Source organism: Veillonella rogosae JCM 15642 (genome assembly GCF_002959775.1).
GTDB lineage: Bacteria > Bacillota > Negativicutes > Veillonellales > Veillonellaceae > Veillonella > Veillonella rogosae.
On record NZ_PPCX01000002.1, the window covers coordinates 307,739 to 329,064 of the forward strand.

At 38.1% G+C, this 21,326-nt stretch carries 15 protein-coding genes and 1 other RNA gene; all 16 read right to left on the minus strand.

Going from position 1 to position 21,326, the window contains the following annotated elements:
• Positions 1 to 48: 48 nt before the first annotated feature.
• Positions 49 to 1,887, minus strand: a complete 1,839-nt coding sequence (locus tag VRHSUH09_RS01770) for a B12-binding domain-containing radical SAM protein (RefSeq protein ID WP_105081200.1) — start codon at positions 1,885 to 1,887, stop codon at positions 49 to 51.
• A 63-nt stretch (positions 1,888 to 1,950) separates the two neighbouring features.
• Positions 1,951 to 2,367, minus strand: a complete 417-nt coding sequence (locus VRHSUH09_RS01775) for a hypothetical protein (protein WP_054747606.1) — start codon at positions 2,365 to 2,367, stop codon at positions 1,951 to 1,953.
• 169 nt (positions 2,368 to 2,536) lie between these two features.
• Positions 2,537 to 3,985 carry an Asp-tRNA(Asn)/Glu-tRNA(Gln) amidotransferase subunit GatB gene (gatB, locus tag VRHSUH09_RS01780; RefSeq protein WP_054747605.1) on the minus strand — a complete coding sequence of 483 codons (1,449 nt, stop codon included), beginning with the start codon at positions 3,983 to 3,985 and terminating at the stop codon, positions 2,537 to 2,539.
• A complete protein-coding gene (gatA, locus tag VRHSUH09_RS01785) occupies positions 3,982 to 5,442 on the minus strand; it encodes an Asp-tRNA(Asn)/Glu-tRNA(Gln) amidotransferase subunit GatA (RefSeq protein WP_105081201.1) in 1,461 nt (486 codons plus the stop codon). The genes gatB and gatA overlap by 4 nt, the downstream gene beginning before the upstream one ends.
• A gap of 11 nt (positions 5,443 to 5,453) precedes the next feature.
• Entirely contained in the window at positions 5,454 to 5,744 is a 291-nt protein-coding gene (gatC, locus tag VRHSUH09_RS01790; protein ID WP_054747600.1) for an Asp-tRNA(Asn)/Glu-tRNA(Gln) amidotransferase subunit GatC, read from the minus strand.
• Positions 5,745 to 5,819: 75 nt separating this feature from the next.
• Positions 5,820 to 7,823, minus strand: coding sequence for an NAD-dependent DNA ligase LigA (gene ligA, locus VRHSUH09_RS01795; protein ID WP_105081202.1), 2,004 nt, complete (start codon positions 7,821 to 7,823; stop codon positions 5,820 to 5,822).
• 81 nt (positions 7,824 to 7,904) lie between these two features.
• Positions 7,905 to 10,094 (minus strand): DNA helicase PcrA, encoded by a 2,190-nt coding sequence (pcrA, locus tag VRHSUH09_RS01800; protein WP_105081203.1) that lies wholly within the window; start codon positions 10,092 to 10,094, stop codon positions 7,905 to 7,907.
• A 178-nt stretch (positions 10,095 to 10,272) separates the two neighbouring features.
• On the minus strand, positions 10,273 to 11,214 hold the full coding sequence (locus VRHSUH09_RS01805) for a manganese-dependent inorganic pyrophosphatase (RefSeq protein WP_054747599.1): 942 nt from the start codon (positions 11,212 to 11,214) through the stop codon (positions 10,273 to 10,275).
• Between the two features lie 156 nt (positions 11,215 to 11,370).
• Complete coding sequence (locus VRHSUH09_RS01810) at positions 11,371 to 14,553, minus strand: efflux RND transporter permease subunit (protein ID WP_105081204.1); 3,183 nt, start codon at positions 14,551 to 14,553, stop codon at positions 11,371 to 11,373.
• Between the two features lie 14 nt (positions 14,554 to 14,567).
• A complete protein-coding gene (locus tag VRHSUH09_RS01815; protein WP_105081205.1) occupies positions 14,568 to 15,695 on the minus strand; it encodes an efflux RND transporter periplasmic adaptor subunit in 1,128 nt (375 codons plus the stop codon).
• 734 nt (positions 15,696 to 16,429) lie between these two features.
• Positions 16,430 to 17,128 carry a hypothetical protein gene (locus tag VRHSUH09_RS01820; RefSeq protein WP_054747595.1) on the minus strand — a complete coding sequence of 233 codons (699 nt, stop codon included), beginning with the start codon at positions 17,126 to 17,128 and terminating at the stop codon, positions 16,430 to 16,432.
• A 664-nt stretch (positions 17,129 to 17,792) separates the two neighbouring features.
• Positions 17,793 to 18,134, minus strand: a transfer-messenger RNA (tmRNA) gene (ssrA, locus tag VRHSUH09_RS01825).
• 175 nt (positions 18,135 to 18,309) lie between these two features.
• Positions 18,310 to 19,470, minus strand: coding sequence for an 8-amino-7-oxononanoate synthase (gene bioF / locus VRHSUH09_RS01830; RefSeq protein WP_105081206.1), 1,161 nt, complete (start codon positions 19,468 to 19,470; stop codon positions 18,310 to 18,312).
• Positions 19,471 to 19,474: 4 nt separating this feature from the next.
• Positions 19,475 to 20,203 carry a 6-carboxyhexanoate--CoA ligase gene (locus VRHSUH09_RS01835; protein WP_105081207.1) on the minus strand — a complete coding sequence of 243 codons (729 nt, stop codon included), beginning with the start codon at positions 20,201 to 20,203 and terminating at the stop codon, positions 19,475 to 19,477.
• Positions 20,203 to 20,703: a hypothetical protein gene (locus tag VRHSUH09_RS01840; protein ID WP_105081208.1), complete on the minus strand. Its 501-nt coding sequence runs from the start codon at positions 20,701 to 20,703 to the stop codon at positions 20,203 to 20,205. Before VRHSUH09_RS01840 ends, VRHSUH09_RS01835 begins: the two co-directional genes overlap by 1 nt.
• A 151-nt stretch (positions 20,704 to 20,854) precedes the next feature.
• The gene (smpB, locus tag VRHSUH09_RS01845; protein WP_009351369.1) at positions 20,855 to 21,325 is read right to left on the minus strand and encodes an SsrA-binding protein SmpB; all 471 of its coding nucleotides are present in this window, start codon (positions 21,323 to 21,325) and stop codon (positions 20,855 to 20,857) included.
• Position 21,326: the final 1 nt, after the last annotated feature.

Consider the following 21,326-nt stretch of genomic DNA (forward strand, 5'->3'; position numbering starts at 1 on the left):
ACCAATTATCGCTTGTTAATAATATAAAAATTTACTATTTTTATATTATTAACAAGCCTCTATTTCAGGACGTATAAAAGGTTTTACCTCTTTATTAACGTCAATAACTACTGTAAATGGTGTATTAGGTACATTTTCTATACCTAATACATATGCCGTGTCCTTAGACATAGGCATTTCCACGTACTGTTGGCGAATTTTGCGCCATTCTTTGAAGGTATAGTTTGGAATATACTGAGATGCAATCTCTTCGTTGCGCCAGAATGATTCCCCTTCTTGTAAAAGTTCTTTTGTCTGCTTCGGCAAACCAACGGCTTCGCTGCGAACCTTACCACGATAACTTACAAGGGTATCGTATTGTAGTAATTCAGCGGCCACATTGTCCCCCTTAAACAAGAAGAAATTATATAAGAACTCGATTTGATCAATGTCTTTTAAATTAACCTTATGATGACCAGCATCAAGCCAAGCCTGTGTCATTTCACAGAAATAAGAAAAGGCATCTTTTTTAGGTTTCACTTTAGAAGGATCATACTTTTTCATAGGTGGTATATGATTTGTTGCTGTATCCTCACCAGTTATAGATGTATCAGTATGTTCCTTTATGAGCTTGCTACCAATATAGCCAAAGACGGTTCTAAAACGCTCACTATTATAGAAGCGTTCAAATACATCTTCAAAGTGCTTTAAGAAGCGTATATCTTTATAAGGTAATACATGAGTGGTTAGAACCTCATATGGCGCTAAAGGATCACTAATATATTGGTATTCCTCCATGCGGCGTACACCAGATCCTTTTAGTAATTTCAAGAATCCTATTTGCAGCGCATGAGGTTGTAAACTAAATAAATCATTGAAGGATAATCCAAATCGCGCTTTATTTTCGTAAGGTAAGCCTACAATTAGATCCATATGTACATGTGTGCGGCCCGCCTCAATAATAGGACGAATTGCCTTTTGAATGTACGGCCAATCGTTATATCGGTTAATAGCATCTAAGGTTTTCTTATGTGTACTTTGTACACCCACTTCGATTTGAATACGCCCTGGTGGGGTTTCACAGAGAATATTTGTTTCCCATTCCGTCATGAGCTCAGGTTCCATTTCTAAATGGAAGTTAGTCTCTGTATGAGCATCACGCATAAATTCCATCAACGGACGATGATGATGTGGTGCACAATTAAAAGTGCGATCTACAAATTTAACTTGCTTTACCTTATGGTCGATAAACCATTGTAACTCTTTTAATGTTCTTTCTTGTGGAAAGAATCGAACCGTATTCTTGTTACCAGATAAACAATACTGACAGGAGAATGGACATCCTCGAGAGGATTCATAGTAGATAATTTTATGTTCTAAATCGACCATATCCTCTTCCACGTATGGGAATGGTATAGTACTTAGATCCTTGACCTCTACTGTCTCAGTAGAGCCCATAAGTTGGCCCGAAATATGGCGGCCACGAACGCCAGCAATTTCCTCTGTAAGGCCATCCTTGCCATTTGTTAAGGCGTGAATAAGTTGATAAAAGGCTTCTTCTCCTTCGCCTTGTACAACATAGTCTACAGCATGGCAACGATTTAGAATTTCATCGGCAGTGAAAGATACCTCTGGACCGCCTAAGATAATTTTAATATCTGGTCGAACTGCTTTTACCATGTCCACTACATGTAAGGTCATTTCAATATTCCAAATATAGCAAGCAAAGCCCAATACATCTATATTACGCTCTGTAATATCGCTAAGAATATGTAAAACAGGCATATTAATAGTATATTCTACTATATCGTATGCCTGTCCGTGAGCCTGCCCATAAGCTTTGAGATAACGCAAAGCCAGGGAGGAATGTATAAATTTTGAGTTTAATGTGGATAAAACTACGTTCATATGTCCCCTTTAAATCATCGAATGGCTCAGCCACCGTCTAGTCATAATATATGTATTATACCATTAAAAGAGGCCAAAGATAAAGGAAACAATAGCACCCACTAAAATGACAACACCGACTACGGATAGGATGATGCCTCCAAAGAAAACTACTGCCGCTAATACAACGGCTAAAATGATAATCAGAATGATGCGACTAAGCCAGCTTGTACTATTAAAGCTATACACCTTAACTTGCGGCCCATATTGATTATATTGTTCGTACCGTTGACGCTCTTCATCCATGTAAGTTGGCGTTGAATCAACGTGTACAGAATCACCTACCTCTTCGATAGTTACCCCATCAAAGTCTCGGCGTTCATCATCAGATAGTACTCGTGTGTTAGGCTCTGCAGAACGAGCATTACTACCAAAGCTATCGCTACGTTCATTACTTCTATATGTATTTTGATTGTTATTTGTATTGTGTTGATCAGACATAGTTAATTCCTCTATATGACCAAAATAATAATTAATTTTATACAACCTATTATATCATATTTTAGCGAGAAAAATGCAAATAAATATCCCCTATAGATATAAATTCATATATCTATAGGGGACGTATTGTATTGGTATTGTTTGTAGCTAATGTATGCTAACGCACAGATTAGTCATTCAAGAATTTTTGAAGTAATTCATTAACCATACCAGGGTTAGCACGGCCTTTAGATTCCTTCATAACTTGACCAACTAAGAAGCCAATAGCCTTGCCATTACCACTCTTGAAGTCTGCCACTGGTTGTGGATTGTTAGCGATAACTTGCTTAACGATTTCTTCAATAGCGCCTGTATCTGTAATTTGAACAAGACCTTCTTCTTTTACGATAGTATCTGCATCCTTACCGGATTCCCACATGGATACAATAACTTTTTTCGCAATTTTACCGGAAATAGTACCTTTATCGATAAGGGCAATCATACCGGCTAAGTTTTCAGGGCTTACTTTAGATTCAGCAAATGTTAAGCCATTTTCATTGATCATCTTGGACAAGTCACCAAGCATCCAGTTAGCAACCGTTTTAGGATCTGCACCAGCTTTTACAGTTGCATCTAAGAAGTCTGCCGTCTTACGAGCTACTGTAAGGATCGTTGCATCTTCACGAGGCAAGCCGTATTCAGATACAAAGCGTGCAATTTTAGCATCTTGTAATTCTGGTAATGCACGGCGTTCTTCTTCAATTTTTTCGTCTGTAATTACGATTGGTACCAAATCTGGTTCTGGGAAGTAGCGGTAATCGTTTTCTGCGTCTTTTTTACGCATACCAAGAGTAATGCCTTGAGCATCATCCCATGTACGAGTTTCTTGGTCTACTTTACCACCAGCTTCGATTAATTTTGCTTGACGCAATGCTTCGTACTCGATAGCTTTTTGGATACCAGTTAAGGAGTTAACGTTTTTAGTTTCTGTACGTGTACCGAACTCTGTAGTACCACGAAGGCGTACGGATACGTTACAGTCACAACGCAAAGAACCTTCTTCCATACGACCGTCAGATACTTCTAAATATTGCAAAATAGAACGTAACTTTTCAACGTATGCTCTCGCCTCTGCACCGGAACGAATATCTGGTTCAGATACGATTTCAAGAAGAGGTACACCAGTACGGTTGTAGTCAACATTAGAAGATTTGGAATCGGAAATAGTGTTGCCACTATGAACGAGCTTACCTGCATCTTCTTCCATATGAATACGCGTAATACCAATGCGTTTAGTTTCACCATTTACTTCGATGTCTAAGTGACCATTCAAGCAAATTGGCAAATCATATTGAGATGTTTGATAGTTTTTAGGCAAATCAGGATAGTAGTAGTTTTTACGGTCAAATTTGTTAAAGTTAAGGATTTCGCAGTTCAATGCTAAACCTACTTTAATAGCAAATTCTACTACTTGTTTATTTAACACAGGCATCGCACCAGGCAAGCCAAGGCACACTGGGCATACATGTGTATTTTGATCGCCGCCGAATTCAGTGGTACAACCACAGAAGATTTTAGACTTCGTCTTAAGCTCTGTATGAACCTCTAAACCAACGACTGTTTCGTATTTACTACTCATAGAGAAACCTCCCCAGTTGGTGCTACTAATTGACAGTCTGGACGCGCTTGTTCAAATGTGAAAGCCGCACGTAACAATGTTTCTTCACCCATGGCAGGACCAAGCAATTGCATACCGATTGGCAAATTGCTGCTGCTCATACCTGCTGGAATGCTGATACCTGGGATACCTGCAAGGTTAGCTGGTACTGTACAGATATCTTCTAAGTACATCGCTAATGGATCATTTGCTTTTTCACCAAATTTATAAGACGTATTAGGTGCAGTTGGTGTTAAGATTAAATCCACTTTGGAGAAAGCTTCATCAAATTCATTTTTAATGAGACGGCGTACTTTCAATGCTTTCAAGTAGTAAGCATCATAGTAACCAGCGCTCAATACATAGGTACCTAATAAGATACGGCGTTGTACTTCAGGACCAAAGCCTTCTGTACGAGTTTTAGTAGACATTTCTACTAAATTGTCAGCAGCAACGCGCATACCATAGCTTACACCGTCATAACGAGCCAAGTTAGAGCTTGCCTCTGCCAATGCGATGATGTAGTACGCAGACAAAGCATATTTAGAGTTAGGCAAGGAAACCTCTACGATTTCAGCACCTAATTTTTTATACGTTTCGATAGCCTCTTCCATAGCTTTGCGAACTTCACTATTGAGACCTTCACCGAAAAATTCTTTTGGCACGCCGATTTTAAGATTTTTTACATCATTTACAAGCGCTGTAGTGTAATCTACACGAGCCCCTGGAATAGATGTAGAATCTTTCGCATCGTAACCAGAGATTGCATTCAATACTAAAGCAGCATCAGTTACGTCCCGTGTAATAGGGCCAACTTGGTCCAAAGAGGATGCAAAGGCGATAAGGCCATAACGAGATACATTACCGTAAGTTGGTTTCAAACCTACAACGCCACAGAAGGACGCTGGTTGACGGATGGAACCGCCTGTATCAGAGCCAAGAGCCCAAATAGCAGTACTACTTGCTACAGCAGCAGCACTACCGCCAGAGGAACCACCTGGTACACAATCAGTGTTCCAAGGATTAGTTGTTTTTGCTAATGCAGAATTCTCTGTAGAGCCACCCATAGCAAATTCGTCCATGTTAAGTTTACCAAGGCTAATATAATGATTATCTTGTAAACGTTCGATAACAGTCGCATTATATGGAGGAACAAAGTTTTCTAACATTTTAGACGCGCATGTTGCAGGCTCGTCTTTAATACAAATATTATCTTTGATGGCACCAGGAATACCTGCTAATGGAGAAATAGCTTCACCTTTAGCAATTAATTCGTCTACAGTTTTAGCTGTAGCTAAAGCGCGGTCATGAGAATCGGATAAGTACGCATGTACAGTCGGCTCCACTTTCGCTTTATGTGCAATGACAGCATTCGTCAATTCAACGGCGCTGATTTCTTTATTCACTAGTTTCTTGTGTAATTCATGAATTGTTGCCACAGCGAAACCTCCTATTCTTGTACAACGCGAGGTACTTTAAAGTACCCATCCTCTGCTTCTGGAGCATTAGATAAAGCTAAATCATGATCAAGGGATGGTTTCATTTCATCCTCTCTAAGTACATTATGCAATGGTACCGCATGGGCCATAGGCTCAACACCATCAAGCTCTAATGCATCTAGTTCAGCAACATAAGACAAGATATCGGATAATTCTTTTTCTACATGTGCCATATGTTCTTCCTTAACTTCCAAGCGTGAAAGCAAGGCGATTTTTTTTATTTCCTCTTGGCTGATTTTCATCGGAACACATCCTTTCATAATTATTTATTATAAAGCAAATAATATATATTTTCAAAACATTATAAGAATGTATATCTATTGGATTTCTCCGAGATTGCGTAAAAGCTCTACAAACTCTTCTTCGTTCATGACGCGAATCCCCAATTCATTGGCTTTCGTAAGCTTACTACCGCTATCTTCACCAGCTACAACAAGTGTAGTTTTCTTTGACACAGAGCCTGTAACCTTTGCCCCATGAGCTTCAAGAATTTTACCGGCTTCACTGCGGCCCATAATCTCAAGCTTACCTGTGAGAACAACAATTTCTCCGTCCATTTGATTGCCTGCAGCTTCTACAACATCTACAGTCATCTTAAGACCGGCTTGTGTTAACCCTTCAATAATAGCCACATGAGCAGGATCTTGACGATATTCTACGATACTATCAGCCATTGTGGGACCAATCTCTTCCACCGCAACGAGTTCTTCCTTAGTAATAGTCATGAACCGTTCCATAGATTTCACGACATTAGCAATTGTTGCAGCTGCTTTAGAACCAATTAGACGAATACCAAGACCATATAATATTCGGTCCAAACCACGAGATTTAGAATCTCCGATAGCTTTTACTAAATTCTCTGCAGATTTCTTGCCCATTCGGTCCATGGTAACTAGTTGATCTACCGTTAAATGATATAAATCCACCACATTAGCAATTAACTTATTATTGATTAAGTTTTCTACAATGCTAGGGCCTAAACCGTCAATATTCATAGCATCTCGAGAGGCAAAGTGAATGATTTGCTCTTTCTCAATAGCAGGACAATGTTTATTCGTACATCGTACAGCCGCTTCTCCTTCGTGACGAACTGTAGGCGATTCGCATACTGGACATGTGTTAGGAATTGTGAACGGCACTTCAGAACCAGTACGTTTTTCAGGAACTACGCGAATAACTTCTGGAATGATTTCTGCTGCCTTGTGAATGATGACATGGTCACCAATGCGGATATCCTTTTCATTGATAAAGTCTTGATTGTGTAATGTTACACGACTCACATTTGTACCAGACACGAATACAGATTCAAGCTCACCAGTAGGCGTGAGAACGCCTGTACGACCTACATTAATCGTAATATCCTTAAGAATGGTTTCTACCTCTTCAGGCGGATATTTATAAGCAGTAGCCCATTTAGGATCTTTTGCAGTACTGCCAAGTGCCTCTTGATCATCAAAGCTATTTACTTTAATAACCATACCATCAGTATCGTATGGCAAGTCATGACGTTTTTCTTCCCAGTAATTGATAGTTTCAATAACTTCATCAATGGTTTGACACACGCGATAGTGAGGATTTACAGAGAACTTAAAGTTTTCTAAGCTTTTAAGTAATTCCTCTTGACTATGAATACTAGCACCTTCTTCAGAGCCAATAGCATAGGCAAAGAAAGCTAGGTTACGACTTGCTGTAATAGCAGGATCTTGTTGACGCAAAGAGCCTGCCGCAGCATTACGAGGATTCACAAAGGTTGGTAACCCCTCTTCATCACGTTCTTCATTTATGCGTTTAAATTCGCTATGAGGCATATACGCTTCACCGCGAACCTCGATAAACTCAGGGGCATTCTCTAGGTATAAAGGAATGGATTTAATAGTACGTACATTAGCAGTTACATCTTCCCCAACGCGACCATCACCTCGCGTTACAGCACGTACAAACATGCCATTTTCATAGTGTAAATTGACAGCCAATCCATCGATTTTTAACTCTACTACATACGCAGATGGCTTATGTCCTAATTCCTTTTCTACGCGACTAGCAAATGCTCGAACTTCATCAGCATTGAATACATTGGAAAGACTCAACATAGGACGTCCATGAACAACCTTTTCAAAGGAGCCTTCCACCTTCATACCTACACGTTGTGTTGGAGAAGATGGCACAATATATTCTGGATAAGCTGTTTCTAAATCTACAAGCTCACGATATTTTTTATCATATTCAAAGTCACTCATCGTAGGAGCATCTTTTACATAGTATAAATACTGTGCATGAGTAAGCTCTTGTTGCAACTCTTTAATTCTATCTTTCGGATTCATATTACATCCCTTTTACTGTGCAGTAACACTCTATACGTTCCATACTAGCAAGGTAGAGAGGTTAACTGCGATACACAAGTTTTATCCCTTTTTAACAGGTGCAAATTTAGCCATAACCACACGTACACCTTGTGTGGGGAATTCAATAGTTAACTTCATGCCAGCCCCTTCACCAGCAACGTTGATAACCTTGCCATTGCCCCACTTACTATGAATAGCAGTATCGCCAATCTTCCAATCAGCAATTACTTCATTGCGAACGATTGGCTTCGTAACTGGTCGGCTTGTGACACTCATATGTTGCGGCACATGACGCTTAATGTCATCAGGTACTTTACGCTTAGCACGTAAACCATCTACTAACTCTTCAGGAATTTCGTCGATAAAACGAGATGGTAAATAACCACTTGTACGACCAAATACGGTCCGCGTCGTAGCATTAGAAATATATAATTCCTTCTCTGCCCGTGTAATACCTACGTAAGCTAGACGACGCTCCTCTTCAACCTCCTCAGGGTTCATTAAGGTTCGACTATGCGGGAATAAACCTTCCTCTAAGCCTCCTAAGAATACAATAGGGAATTCCAAACCTTTAGCAGCATGCAATGTCATCAATGTTACCTTGGACTCTTCTTGCTCGAAGGAATCAACATCGTTAACAAGGGCCACTTGTTCTAAGAAATCCTCTACAGTACCAGATGGATTTGTATCTTGGAAGTCTTTAGCTACAGATAAAAGCTCACCGATATTCTCCGCGCGCGCTTGATCTTGTGGATCTGTACTTTCTTCCAACTGAGCTAAATAACCGGTTCTATCTAAAATGGACTCTAGAATATCTAGTACTGTTCTATCTTCCATTTCAGCTACAAGTGTAAAAATAAGAATGCCAAACTCTTCTAACTTTTCTTTTGTCTTACCCTTAATAGAATCTACCAAATGTAGCTGCGTTAAGGTCATAAATAAAGACGTTCCATTAGCGCGGGCATAGTCCTGTAGTTTGGCCACAGTAGTAGCACCGATACTTCGTTTAGGGACATTGATAATACGCAATAGACTCAAATCATCAAAAGGATTATATAACACGCGCAAGTATGCTAATACGTCCTTAATTTCTTTACGATCGTAGAACTTTGTGCCCCCCACCATTATGTATGGCAAAGCACGTTTAATAAGTGCCTCTTCAAGTACACGAGACTGAGCATTCGTACGATATAAAATGGCCATATCCCCATAAGGAACACCGTGAATATCATGCTTTTTAGCAATTGTATCGCCGATAAAAGCAGCCTCCTCATGTTCAGATTGGGCCGTAAAGTGCTGGATCTTAGCACCTTCCGTCTTATCAGTCCAAAGATTTTTCTTTGGCCGACCTTCATTATTCTCGATAACAGCATTGGCTGCATCTAGAATAATCTTAGTAGAACGATAGTTTTGTTCTAATTTAATAGATGTACAGTTCGGATAATCCTTTTCAAAGTCTAGGATATTTTGAATATCTGCACCACGCCAAGCGTAAATACTTTGGTCAGCATCACCTACTACGGCGATATTCTTCCAATGTGACGCCAATAATTTAGCCAATAAATATTGCGCATGGTTCGTATCTTGATACTCGTCGATCATAACATAACGGAAACGTTTGCTATATTTATCTAGGACAGCCTCATTAGACTGTAATAATTTTACGGCCACCAATAATAAATCATCAAAATCTAAAGCATTATTCTTACGCAATTCACGCTCGTAATACTCGTAGACGTCGGCAACCTTTTGCTGGTAAAAGTCTCTCGCTTGCTTTCTAAAATCTGAAGCAAAGAGTAATTTATTCTTTGCATCTGAAATAGCTGCAATCATAGCACCAACGGGATAGTATTTATCGTCCAAGTTTAGAGCCTTCAAAGCCGCCTTAATCACAGCTTGCGAATCAGACGTATCATAAATGGTAAAGTTACTGTTATACCCTAAGAAATTATCTAACTCAAAACGTAAAAACTTAGCACAGAAGCTATGGAACGTACTGAGCCAAATACGATTAGCTACATCCCCTACTAAACCTTCTACACGGTTTTTCATCTCTTTAGCCGCTTTATTGGTAAAGGTAATGGCTAAAATTTCATAAGGATTCACACCTTGTGCCAACAAATGTGCAATACGAACTGTTAAAACCTTTGTTTTACCAGATCCGGCACCGGCTAAAATCAACAAAGGGCCTTCCGTATGTTGTACGGCTTGTTGTTGCTCTTTATTTAAACCTGTTAATAATGAATTCATCGGAACACCCCAATCGCCCTTACATAATGGTTATAAAAATAACTCAAACAGAAATTAATGAGCTATAGTTTTATATTTGAAAATAACATTTGTTATGGCTATATATATAACTAAAGTCATGTAAACTCTATACATAGAGAAGAAGAACGTTGCAAGCAACGTTCTTTTCCTTTGTATACTATTTCATAGCACCAAGGATTGGTGGTACGATTTGTTTTTTACGAGACATAGTGTTTGGCAAGAATACACCATTGTCTTTAACTTCTTTTTCAAATGCTTTTGTAACTACAGCTTCTACATCACCGCTGAATAATAATGTAGTACTTTCATCAAGAATATTTGTAATCATGATGTAAGATGCATCGTAGTTGTTAGCACTGCGAAGAGCTTCTAAAGCTTGTACTAATTCACCTTGTTTAGCCAATACGTCTGTTGTGTCCATAACGGAAATTTGACCGATAGAAATCGTTTTACCAGCTTCGGAGAATTCTTTCATATCTGTACGAACGATATCATCATTAGTCAAATCAGAAATATCTGCACCAGCTTTTAACATATCAAGGCCATAGGACTCGATATCTACACCGGCGATTTCAGCCAATTTGTGAGCCATTTCTTTATCTGTTTCTGTGCATGTAGGAGAACGGAATAATACAGTATCAGAAATGATAGCGGATAACATCAAGCCTGCAATAGCTTTAGGAATTTCTTGATTATTTTCCATATACAATTTAGTGATGATTGTATTGGAGCAACCTACTGGTTCTAAGCGCATGAATACAGGACCATCAGTTTCAAAATCACCAATGCGATGATGATCAACTACGCCGCACATATTCATAGATTTATAACCATCGATAATTTGCTTAGATTCATTGTGGTCAGTTAGGTATAAGTTGCCACCTTCTGGCGCAAACTCTTCCCAGTTCTTAACGATTTGTGGATGTTCAAAACCAAAATGGTTCAAAATGTATGTTGTTTCTTTGTTTGCTTCACCGGCACATACTGGAGTTGCTGGTGTACCCATTTGTGTTAATAAATTTGCAAAGGAAATAGCAGAACAAATAGAATCTGTATCAGGGCTTTTATGACCTGCCACATATGTTTTTACGTCACTCATAATATACCTCTTTTATTTTTAGTTTCACATTTTATATTGACCTAGGTCAATCCGATTTTCAACTATATTATTATACCATAAATTATACAAAAAAACACGCCACTACTATGTAGTGACGTGTTTTTAACATTCCTCATTATCAGCTAATGTAGGAAATTATTCATGGTCTTTTTTACGATTTGTAAACAAACCAGGACCAAATGTTTCAACGATGATAAACAACATTGGAATGATAAAGATACCAAATAATGTTGCTGTTGTCATCCCTGCTACTACTGTAATACCCATAGATGTACGAGCGCCAGAGCCAGCACCAGTAGAGATAGCTAATGGGAATACACCAAGAATAAAGGCAAAGGATGTCATCAAGATTGGACGCAAACGAATTTTTGCAGCTTCGATAGCAGCATCAACTACGTTCATACCGCGCTCGTCAACACGAATCTTCGCATATTCGATGATCAAGATAGCATTTTTCGCAGCTAAGCCAACCAATGTCAAAAGACCAATTTGCATATAAATATCGTTAGCTAAGGCATATCTACCTGTAAAGTTCAACAAGAATGGTACTAAAGCGGCACCAATCATACCAGATGGTACGGAGAACAATACGGCAAATGGAACCTTCCAAGATTCATACAAGGCAGCCAAGATCAAGAATACGAAGACTAGACCTAAACCTAAAATCATCATAGTTTGAGAACCAGCTTTTAACTCTTCACGAGATTGACCTGCCCAGTCATAAGAATAACCTGCAGGCAATGTTTTAGCTGCCGCCTCTTTCAATGCGTTAATTGCATCACCAGAGGAGTAACCATTTGCTTGAGAACCACCGATTTGTACGGCCATGGCATTATCAAAACGAGTAATGCTAGACGGTGTACCTGTTTGTTCCTTCGTAATGTAGTTAGATACAGGAACCATAAGCCCCTTACTATTTCTAACAGCCAACATATTAAGTCGATCTGCATTTTGGCGGTAAGCATCTTCCGCTTGAACTACTACCTTATAGTTTTTACCGTACATGGTAAAATCATTGACTTGAATACTACCGTAGAAACCTTGTAATGTAGTAAAGATATCAGCTAAAGCAACACCATCTTGTGCCGCTTTCTCACGATTCACATCAAACTGTAAGGATGGTGTAGATGTATCAAATGTAGTGTAAATAGACTGAATAGCTGGGCTCTTACGAGCTTCTGCAATAAACTCATTAGCACGTTCAGCCATAACTTGTGGACTATCACCAGCTTTATTGATGATATACATACTGAAACCACCTGTAGAACCTAAACCAGGAATAGATGGTGGATTCATTGCAATAACTGTTGCTTCAGGAACACCTTGTGCAGCAAAACCAAATGTTTGACCAACCATTGCATTAATAGATGTAGCTTGTGTTGTACGATACTTCCAATCAGACATAGTCGCAAAGATTACACCAGCACTAGATTTTTGACCACCACCTAAGAGGTCAAAGCCCGCTACCGTAAATACTTCTTGGAACAATTGTTCATCTTTAGGTTTTTCTGGATCATTTTTACCTTCTAAGAAGGAAGCAATTTTTTCAAGTGTTGCCATAGTACGCTCAGATGTAGCACCTGGCGGTTCATTAACGGCAATCATATAATAACCACTATCCTCTGCAGGTACGAAAGATGTAGGCAAGAAGTGGAATACTAAGCCTGTTCCCCCCGCAAAGATAAGTAACGCAATAACGGTTAAGCTTAGTCGATGACTTAAACGAGCCAATTGGATACCGTACCAATTACTGAATCGATCAAGAGCATCATTAAACTTGTTCAATTGACGATGTAACCAATCTTCATGCTCCTTAGGAGTATGAGGTTTTAACATAGTAGCACATAAGGCCGGTGTTAAAATGAGGGCTACAATAGCAGAAATAACAACAGAAACTGCAATCGTCAAAGCAAACTGTTTGTAAAGAATACCTGTCATACCACCCATGAAGGCAACCGGTACGAATACAGCTACCAATACAAAGGCGATACCAATTACAGGGCCTTGTACATTTTCCATCGCTTTAATAGCCGCCTCTTTCGGAGGTAAGCCATTATATTTTAATTCATACTCTACCGCTTCTACTACTACGATAGCATCGTCAACAACGAGGCCAATAGCCAATACCATGGCGAATAATGTTAACGTATTGATAGAGAAATCAAGTAATACGAAAGCCCCAAATGTACCAAGCAAGGATACTGGTACGGCAATCATAGGAATGATCGTAGATCTCCAAGATTGTAGGAACACATATACTACGATAAGAACGAGTAACAATGCTTCTACAAATGTATGCTCTACCTCATTAATGGAAGCACTTACGAATTTAGTATTATCTACAACCACGTTATATTGCATATCTGGTGGGAAAGATTTAGATTGTTCATCTAGTACCTTCTTAACATTCGCAATAGTTTCTAATGCATTCGCATCATTTTGTAAGGAAATAGCAAAACCTGCTACCTCTTTATGCGCGGACTTAGCAATAAAGTCATATCCTTTAGCACCAATTTGAATACGAGCAACATCTTTTAGATGCAATACCTTACCATTAGAGCTTTTAATAGCAATGTTACCAAATTGTTCAGGTGTCACAAGACGACCTTCAATTTTGATAGGATATTGAAATGCTTGTTCCCCATTAGTAGGATTTTGACCAACTGTACCTGCCGCAGCCTGTAAGTTTTGTCCCTTAATAGCTGCTGTTACTTCAGAAATGGTAACACCAAGATTTTGCATCTTCGCTGGATCCAACCAAATGCGCATAGCATAATCAGAACCGAACTCTTGTACAGAACCGACACCCTTAATGGCTTTAATAGCATCCATCATATAGTTGGTACTATAGTTCTTTAAGAATGTAGAATCATAAGTACCATCAGGTGAGTTCAAGGAGAATACCATAGCCATATCACCAGAAGATTTAGTAGTTGTAACACCAACTGCTTGTACCTCTGCAGGCAATTGAGCAAGTGCTGCTTGTACACGGTTTTGTGTATTAACCGTATCCATATCCGCATCTGTGCCTTGATTGAACTGAACAGTCAAAGAGTAACTACCATTACTAGAGCTACTAGATGTCATATAGTCCATATCTTGTACGCCTACGATTTGTGTTTCAATAACACTGGCTACCGTATCATTAACAACTTGAGCCGTTGCACCTGTATACGCCGTATTAACACGCACTGTAGGAGGAGAAATTTGTGGATATCGAGCTACCGGGAGGTTCATCATAGAAATGAGACCTACCAAAGTAATAACAATGGCTATTACGATGGCAAAGATAGGTCGATGAATAAAGAATTTCGACACGATCTAGCCCCCTTTTATTTTGTAGCTTTCAACTGTTCTTTAGTAAGTTGTTTACCATTTACTTTAACGCCATTCTTAACCTTAGTTAAGCCATCAACAATGATTACATCACCAGGAGCAAGACCAGCTTTAATGATTGTTTCATTGCCTTTTGTACCGCCAACTTCAACTGTTTTTTGCTCTACTACACCAGCAGCATTCACAACATAGACAAAGTTTTTATCCATAATTTGTAGAATCGCACGATTTGGTACTAGAATAGCATTTTTAAGCTTTTCACCAGGAGAAACAACCGTAGCATACATATTAGGTAACAACAAATGATTTGGATTTGGGAAAGAAGCTTTTAATACGAGCTTACCTGTAGATTTATCTAGACTCTTCGCCGCTTGAACGATAGAACCAAGTTCATTATAGATTTCACCATCAGCTAGTTTCAATTGAATATTTGGACCATTAGAATCATCACCAGTTGGATTTTTCATGAAATCAAGATATTCTTGCTCAGTCATACTGAACTCAACAAAGATTGGATCGATGGAATCAATGGTAACCAATGTTGTAGAACCAGCTTGTACAAATGTACCCATATCTACATCATCCATACGCAATGTACCAGAGTACGGTGCATATACCATAGTATCTCCATAGTTATCTTGAGCAATCTTAAGAGATGCTTGATATGCTTCATAGGCTGCTTTAGCTTGTTCATAAGTACTGCGTTGTGTATCTACACGTTGCTGAGCAATAGCATCTTGTTGAGCTAATGTTTCATAACGTTGCAAATCAACTTCAGCATTTTTCATATTTGCATTGGCTTGAGCTGCTTGTGCTTCTGCATTGGCAACACTAGCTTCATATTGACGAGAGTCAATACGATATAGTGGTTGACCTGCCACTACCTGTTCCCCGCCTTTTACAAACTTCTCAACAATGTAACCAGATACACGAGCATGTACAGCTACAGAATTCTCTGCCACTACTGTACCTGCAAATGTTTGATCTACTTGAGTATCACTTGCTGTGATTTTATATGTATTGACATTAACCTCACCGGCTTGCTGTTGGTTGTTACCGCAACCGGCCACCATGACAGCAGACACTACGAGAGCCGCCAACATACGGGAATAACGATACTTCATTACCTATACTCCTTTACACGAAACTATTTATTTATGTCACATACTATCATAAATATCTATATATATTTTACAGGATTCTATAGACAAAGTCAATTTTCCGATATCTTTCAACCATTGTTAAATGCAGATAAAATCTAAACAAATTCATATCCATTGTATACAATAAAAAAGATAAAACCATTAACTTTTATATTTTTTTGTGAACACTTTTTTCATAATTTATTGAGAACACTTTGGTCATAATTGATCTTGTAGGGTTATACGGGGAAATTATGGGGGAAAAAAAGGGAAATTTCAAGCGAATAAATGCGTATTTTAACGAACATATACGAACATAAAAAAAACTAGAAGATTAGGTAACTACTGCATTTATACAGTAAATACGTATCTTCTAGCTTTAGCTTGAATATTGGTGGAGATGAGGGGCCTACTCTTTATAAACACAGTAAGTATCTATATTGATAGACGGCAAACCCTTCATGGGGAAACGCATGGGGAAACGTTTAATACTTCTCTGGATTCCCTCTTCTAGTATATCGATTATACAATAAATCTCTAACGAAAGCATAAGTCGTGAATAAGATAACCGCTAATATGAATAAGCATACAATAGTTTTTCCCATAAGATATCCCTCCTATCGTTCATGTTATATTTATGATACCATTATCTTTATATTTTTATCTAACTACCATTTACAGTAAGCGTACCCTTCATGGGGAAACGCATGGTGAAACTAATTAGAGGAATTTATTTCATCTTCATCTAATTTAGCATTATAAATGTCTTCTCCATAACGATAGAATTGTTTTGCTTCACTTATCATTTTTTTAAAAAATTCGGCTTCACCTAATTCTTCTATCTCTTCATCGAAATTTTTATAATCGGAAGCTACCAATTGACAATTATATGCTGCAAAGTTGGTATCTTCATCAATGTGTACATTAAAAAATAATGCAGACTTTTTTAACTCTTTTATACAATTATTTAAATACTCAGCCTTCTCTTCGTATTTATCATGATAGAATTTATCAAAAAGAATACTGTATGTCACCACTATATAAAATGGATTATTTAATTTAGAAATATCTTGATCGTCACAATGAACTCCAACAGTATACATTGAGCCACCAAATGATGGCAAAATGTCTTCGCATATAATGAAACCATCATTATCTGAATCCCATACTATATTATATCCAGATTTTTTAAAACTTTCATAAGCTTTCTGAACTTTATTTCTATAAGATATATAGACCTCATCATTATATTTCAGATCTGATGGCCCATCATCATCCATAATATCATAGAAAGTAATTTTGTCACCGTTACTGTTGCTGTTACTGCCAAAGAAAAATGAGATTATACCTTTGAGTATTTTATAAATACCAAATAGTATTATCAAAAATAATATCAAAAGACTAAATGTTACCATACAAGACTCCCTTATAGAACACTACACAGCTTCATATTAGGTTCATGATATCATATCGGATATAAAAAGAAAAGCCCCGCCAGTAAGTGGCGAGGCTATCTTTATTTAACTACATTTCGTTAATTTTCTTTTGTACACTATTAACGATACTATTAATACTATTATTTAAAATAGATATATATATACGGTTACGAATCTTAACCCAGTAGGAAGTCGTCGTTTTAATTTCGTCTTCTAAAGGCTTAATAATACTAGTCATTTCTGCTTCGACGAGAGCTTGAATATCGTCGAATTTAAAACCTTTTTATACGTTTATGACTCGCGTCGGGCATAATGAACCTAAGACTACCCTATCAATTTATACACACGTTACGGATGCGATGAAAGAGCAAGAAAAACAGATACTCGATTCGATCGATATTATGGCATAATTAGGCCGGCATTATTGCCGGTCTTTTTTATTGTAAAGTACTGTTTTTAAGCACTTTTTCCATGATTTTTAAGAAAGTGTTCCGAGGGGAAAAAAAGGGGAAAAAAAGGGGAAATTTCAAGCAAATAAATGCGTATTTTAACGATCATATACGAACACTAAAAAAAGCTAGAAAATTAGGTAACTACTGTACAAATGCCGTAGTTACGTATCTTCTAGCTTTAGCTTGAATATTGGTGGAGATGAGGGGAGTCGAACCCCTGTCCAGAAGTGTTGCCATATAGACTTCTCCGAGCACAGTCTATGATTTAGATCTCAGGTTGCTACCGCTCACAGACAAGCTACACAACCCCAGTTCATATTGTCTCGCCTAATTCATATGAACAACTAAATTAAGCCAGCCTACGGTTTGACGTCCATTCACACTTGGTAGGCACAAGTATGAGGGACGTAGCTTATGCAGCTAATGCAAAATTTTCTTCTGCGTTTAAATGTTTTCCCACCGTTTAACGGCCTCATGGAACGCCGACTCGCTATCTATACCACACGCACCCCTGTCGAAACCTTTACATCCCCGTGCGTCGGTCTAATAATTATAAGCCTATTTAGTATTAGTGTCAATTATATGAAACCTTTATACCTCAGATATATTCACTATTGTTAGATTACTCTACTTACCTAATATCGACGACTTAACCAATCAAATTTCAGTTTCTTTCAATTCTATCCTTATTAGATATATTATGCACTATCATGAGTCTAGTTGTTTCATAGCTTTATGCAGTGATTGGCACACATAATTTATTTGTTCTTTATCATGAGCAGCTGTAACGGTTAATCGAATTCTACTTTCACCAATAGGTACTGTAGGTGGACGAATAGCTGTTCCAATTATGCCAGCCTCATATAGATAATCAGATACTGCAAGTGTATCTTCATTACTTCCGATTAGTATTGGGAAAATTGGCGTTTCATTGGTAGCATCAATTCCCATTGAAAGTAATTGATCTGCCATATAGTTTACATTCGCTTGTAAACGTCCTAAAACAGTTGCATCAGTCTCAAGAATCTGTAGTGCAGTTAAGGAGGCCCCTATATCAGCAGGAGATAATGCGGTAGAAAATATAAAGCTACGGCTCGTATTAACAAGATAATCTATGATAGTACTATTTGCCGCCACATAGCCACCAACAGAACCTAAGGATTTACTCAACGTACCAAGCTGAATATCTATCTCTTTTTCTAGATTAAAATAAGCAGCCGTACCATGACCATTACCAATAGTTCCCGTTGCATGAGCGTCGTCTACCATCAGCAAAGCATTGTAGTCACGACTTAATTCATATAATTTATCGAGTGGTGCAATATCTCCATCCATACTAAATACACCATCTGTAACTATAAGCTTTCGAGTATTTCTATTTACCTGTTTTAACAGATACTTTAACTCGTCTACATCACAATGGCTGTAAGCCTTTACGGTCCCTCTACTCAATCTACAACCATCAATAATACTAGCATGATTTAGAGCATCGCTAAAAATAATAGTATTCTTATCTGCAATAGCCGAAATTGTTCCTACATTAGCCATATAACCTGTATTAAATACGAGAGCTTTTTCTGTATTCTTAAATTTTGTCAATGCATTTTCAAGCTCTGTAAATAATGGAAAAGTTCCAGACACAAGTCTAGACCCACCTGAGCCAGTACCATATTGTTGAGCCCCTTTTACAGCCCCTTCTATGACGCGAGGATCAAAGGTGAGGCCTAAATAATTATTTGAAGCCATCATCAAATATTCTTTATCATCTCGTTTTACTCGCACTGCATCAATAGGGCAGTATTCTTTTAAGGTTCGTAGATTATGGTTCTTTACCTTAGAGTCTAATTGTTCTTTAAAAAATTCGTACATTCTATCACCGCTGAACAAGTACAGGAGCTTTTTCCAAGTACTCAACTACACTTTCACAATCTATATCAGACCGCACAAAGAAAACACGGCCCCCTATATCAGAGCCTAATTCTTTCATATTAGGAATACGGTGATAGACACCATTGCAAGCAACATAACCTACTGTATAGTCTGGATCGTCAGACCAACATAATTCGCCCACAATACCATCTGCTGATTGAACCTTTGAAGCTAATACTAAAGCCTCTCGCATATGTTCATTATCACCTAATGCATAAGAGTCAAAGGAGTCCATATGACTAACACGTACTCCGCGGTCACCTGTATCTAAGCGCTCACCAGTAATTGCATCTACTAACATAGCACCGCGCATAGATTTATCTAAACCTTGTAACAAAGATATAGCTTTATAAACAGCTACCTCACTAATAGTAGGACCTTGTAAAAGTTCAGTCCCCAATTGATGTGATTCAGAAATGCTACTAGTTTTATGTTCTTCTACCTTTAAACAGTCAATATATGTAATCTTCTCCGGTGAAATCAAATCTACTGTGATATTGATAAAATCAGCTGTTCCTTTACTGTGATGCAGTGCACGTTTGGCTAAGGTTTGTGCTATAGCGCCAACATCCTCTAATTTTACAATACGCTCTGCTCCAGAAATATGATGGCCCCCGTTTTCATGGGGACCACCTTGTGCTGCACGCATGCGTACACTATATAATTCAGCCATTATGACACCTTGCCTTTTACAAGATCATTTTGCGGTACTTGGCTGTGAATTTTACGGAATACTTTCACAAATACAGGTGCCATAATAACAGTGAAAATCATACCTGGAACGGCTAAGGCAATCATTGGCAAAGCAGCCTTACCAATATACAAGGACAAAGATAAACGTGCTAAAGCAGATGCAATTGGACCTGAAATCATAATGCCAATCATATGATTTTGACACATCCAAAGAATAAGACCTACGATGAGACGGAATTGCATAGCAATCATAACATTTAAAATAGATTGAGTACCTAACGCTAAACCAATTAAACTAGATAAACAACCACTGATGATATATTTTTTGAAACCAAACACGGCACATATAGCTACCGCTAACGGGGCAGATAATTGAAACTCTATACCAGGAATAATATTAGGTATTTTGATGGCCCCTAATACTGTAATCATCGCTGTCAAGATAGCAATTTCTGTAATGTACCGAATGTTCTGATTCATAATGTATCTCCTCTACTTAGATAATGTTAACCACAAACACCTCTTCTTGTTTACATTATAAATTCAATATACATATTTATCAACTAAAAATACAGAATAAGTTGACAAATATCACAAAAAAATCGAGCCATCATGACTCGATCTTTTTAATTTAATATTTTTGCTGCTCTTTAATTCGTTTAGCTATGTCACGCTTAGCATCGCGTTCTGCCATATCTTGACGTTTATCGTATAACTTCTTACCTGTTACAAGGCCTACTGTAACCTTCACATAGCCATGGCTAAAATGGAAGTTAAGCGGCACTAGAGAGAAACCCTTTTCCTTCACTTGAGCATGTAATTTATTGATTTCAGCTTTATGCATCAACAATTTACGTGTACGCTCTGGCTCATGATTAAAACGGTTGCCTTGTTCATAGGGACTAATATGAACGCCATACAACAAAATTTCCCCTTTATCTATACGACAAAAACTATCTTTCAGATTAAGCTTACCTTGACGGATAGATTTAATTTCAGTACCTGTTAAAGCAATACCTGCTTCATAGGTTTCATGAATATGAAAATCATGACGCGCTTTACGATTGTCAGCAATAAGGGATGGACTTGATTTCTTTGCCATA

Bases quoted from the DNA above. Each gene is read 5' to 3' on its own strand.
- VRHSUH09_RS01770 (WP_105081200.1), bottom strand. From the start codon at position 1,887: ATGAACGTAGTTTTATCCACATTAAACTCAAAATTTATACATTCCTCC.
- VRHSUH09_RS01775 (WP_054747606.1), bottom strand. From the start codon at position 2,367: ATGTCTGATCAACACAATACAAATAACAATCAAAATACATATAGAAGT.
- gatB (WP_054747605.1), bottom strand. From the start codon at position 3,985: ATGAGTAGTAAATACGAAACAGTCGTTGGTTTAGAGGTTCATACAGAG.
- gatC (WP_054747600.1), bottom strand. From the start codon at position 5,744: ATGAAAATCAGCCAAGAGGAAATAAAAAAAATCGCCTTGCTTTCACGC.
- ligA (WP_105081202.1), bottom strand. From the start codon at position 7,823: ATGAATCCGAAAGATAGAATTAAAGAGTTGCAACAAGAGCTTACTCAT.
- pcrA (WP_105081203.1), bottom strand. From the start codon at position 10,094: ATGAATTCATTATTAACAGGTTTAAATAAAGAGCAACAACAAGCCGTA.
- VRHSUH09_RS01805 (WP_054747599.1), bottom strand. From the start codon at position 11,214: ATGAGTGACGTAAAAACATATGTGGCAGGTCATAAAAGCCCTGATACA.
- VRHSUH09_RS01815 (WP_105081205.1), bottom strand. From the start codon at position 15,695: ATGAAGTATCGTTATTCCCGTATGTTGGCGGCTCTCGTAGTGTCTGCT.
- VRHSUH09_RS01820 (WP_054747595.1), bottom strand. From the start codon at position 17,128: ATGGTAACATTTAGTCTTTTGATATTATTTTTGATAATACTATTTGGT.
- bioF (WP_105081206.1), bottom strand. From the start codon at position 19,470: ATGTACGAATTTTTTAAAGAACAATTAGACTCTAAGGTAAAGAACCAT.
- VRHSUH09_RS01835 (WP_105081207.1), bottom strand. From the start codon at position 20,203: ATGGCTGAATTATATAGTGTACGCATGCGTGCAGCACAAGGTGGTCCC.
- VRHSUH09_RS01840 (WP_105081208.1), bottom strand. From the start codon at position 20,703: ATGAATCAGAACATTCGGTACATTACAGAAATTGCTATCTTGACAGCG.
- smpB (WP_009351369.1), bottom strand. From the start codon at position 21,325: ATGGCAAAGAAATCAAGTCCATCCCTTATTGCTGACAATCGTAAAGCG.